Below are 2,170 nucleotides of genomic sequence, written 5' to 3' on the forward strand. Positions count from 1 at the left end.
AACTGGCAGGATGTGCGCGACATCATCGGGGACGCCTTCACAGACGCTCTTGGGCGCGTTCGGTATTGCATGCCCACCACGGACTCAAACCGCGCGCGCTGGCCCTCACATGAGCTCTGGCAGCAGTTTGAGGCAGTTATCGGGAATGATCTGTTGCAGAACTGTACAGGCGTTCGGCCCAGCGACGTGATGGACGCTAATCGCGTTGCCAAAATGCGGGAACTGGATCGGCAAATTCTAGGCCTGCTTGTCTCTCGAGCAGCTGCCTCAGGTGTATGTCCAGACGAATTTTATGACTTTTTGGAAAACCATTTTGAAGCCTTGAAACGCTACTCTGTCGATCACCCGGTTCCCATCGATGAACGGTTGGGGAGGGCGGCAAGCCGATACCGGTTCAAGTAGATATCCAAGACAATAGACACTACTTTAACGTGAATTAGCTGCTTGAATGATATTTACTATTTCGCCGCCTTTCACTTCAGGAGTTCGGTAAAATTGCTCTCGCCCTCCACTAATTGGCCACTACAGGTATGAAAACTCTTGTGACGTAGATCAAAGCACATTTTTAGACCAAGGGACGCTTTATCCGCCGAAATTCCTGAGGATAACGTGCATACCAAACGTTACAGAAACAGTTATAGCCCCTATACCCGCGGCCCATTGCTTGGCTTTCCAAGTTAAATTTTGAAAAACGTAAGCAGCAGAACCTTCTTGGAATTGATAATTGTTTTCTCGGTTGTCCATAGCGATGCCGACAGAACGATACCCAAAAATGTATTGAAAATAATCCAACACGATTGTGAGCAGTCCCGCTAAACCCGCAAGCCCGACAAAGAATCCGTAGCTTTCAACGTATGAAGTTGCAAAGCCAGAAGAGGATGTGTGTACTGCAAAAATCCAAGCGACTATACCAAATCCGATATATCGAGTTGTTTCACTGATACGGCTCGTTATGTTTTGCTCTAACTCAACGCGTCGCTGCCATATCTCCTTCATTTCACTTTCAGGAGAGGGTCTATTTGAAACAGGGCCTTCAGTCATTCCTCTTCCTTCGCATTGGGCCGGGTCGATCCTCCCATGGAGGCCGTGGTCGCGGCTTGGGCTTGGGCGTGTCTTTGAATCGAAAGCCTCCACCAGACTGTCCGACCGTCTTAAAGGCCTCAACGGACAAATTAGGAGTGTTTTCTTTCAAAAGTATCGAATCCGTTGTTCCAGTGCGCAACGAACGTCCAGTAGATGTTCTACTTTTCCGATAGCCCTCTAGCAGCCTTGCCAAACTTGCGGGAACTAAGGTTCCCCTTTTTAGAAGAACTATTTGCCCCATTCGGACAGGGGACTTCACGACCTGCATCCAAGCGATCTTCGACATTTTCAATTGAAGAGAAGTAGCGTGTTGCCTTTTGCCGAAACTACGGACTGAGACCCATAAAAAGTCCTCAGAAATGCTTCCTACTTTCAGTATGTGTCGTTCCGTAAGACGCTGCAATACGACTGGGTGCCCACTTTTCTCATCAACGGGTTTCCCAATTACATTAACGACAGCTTCCCCAAATACGTTAGGCGAGCGTTTCCTTATTTTACTTCTTTTCAAAGTCTTAGATACCTACTTAGCCTCTTGGGTGTAATGCTTCTACTATGTACTATTGGCCTAAATTACAAAGTTTGCAGCATCAACCAAAATATCATCTTTAGTCACATCTTGCTGTGAATAAACTCAATAGCAAAGTATCGACTACTTCTGGATCAAGCGATTCTGTGTTTAGCAAGATGTACAGGTTTCGTCTCTTCTCAGTCAGCTACACCTGGTAGAAACACTCCTAGCTTAAACAGAGAGGAACACTGTTGATCGCAATCGTCTTCTGTTTCGAACACCAACAACATCTTACTTTTTTTGATATTTCTTGAGGAAAAACTCGGAATCGGTATGTTTTGGCCCTCCTGTGTTCCCTCCGCCACACCAATATTTCCGTCCCGTTTGCTTCCACAGTGCTTCCACGGGCTATTCCTCAAACACAAAAAGCCCCGCGAGCTGCGAGGCTAACTGTTTGTTTTCAGACGTTTTATTTTGGTTGCGGGAGCAGGATTTGAACCTGCGACCTTCAGGTTATGAGCCTGACGAGCTACCGGGCTGCTCCATCCCGCGACAGTTTTTGTGACCTAGCGCTTACGC

1 protein-coding gene, 1 tRNA gene and 1 pseudogene are annotated in these 2,170 nt (G+C 47.2%); 1 reads left to right on the top strand and 2 read right to left on the bottom strand.

Annotated elements, in window-relative coordinates; genetic code table 11:
- A pseudogene (locus GOW31_RS21920) lies at window positions 1-402 on the top strand (hypothetical protein); the annotation flags it as partial.
- Between the two features lie 180 nt (window positions 403-582).
- Here GOW31_RS21920 and GOW31_RS21785 read toward each other — a convergent pair.
- Both GOW31_RS21785 and GOW31_RS21790 read right to left on the bottom strand, forming a co-directional pair.
- Entirely contained in the window at window positions 583-1,041 is a 459-nt protein-coding gene (locus tag GOW31_RS21785) for a hypothetical protein (protein WP_171172790.1), read from the bottom strand.
- 1,025 nt (window positions 1,042-2,066) lie between these two features.
- Window positions 2,067-2,143 (bottom strand) — tRNA-Met (locus tag GOW31_RS21790).
- Between the last annotated feature and the right edge of the window lie 27 nt (window positions 2,144-2,170).

Origin of the sequence: Ruegeria sp. HKCCA0370 (assembly GCF_013033705.1) — a bacterium.
GTDB lineage: Bacteria > Pseudomonadota > Alphaproteobacteria > Rhodobacterales > Rhodobacteraceae > Ruegeria.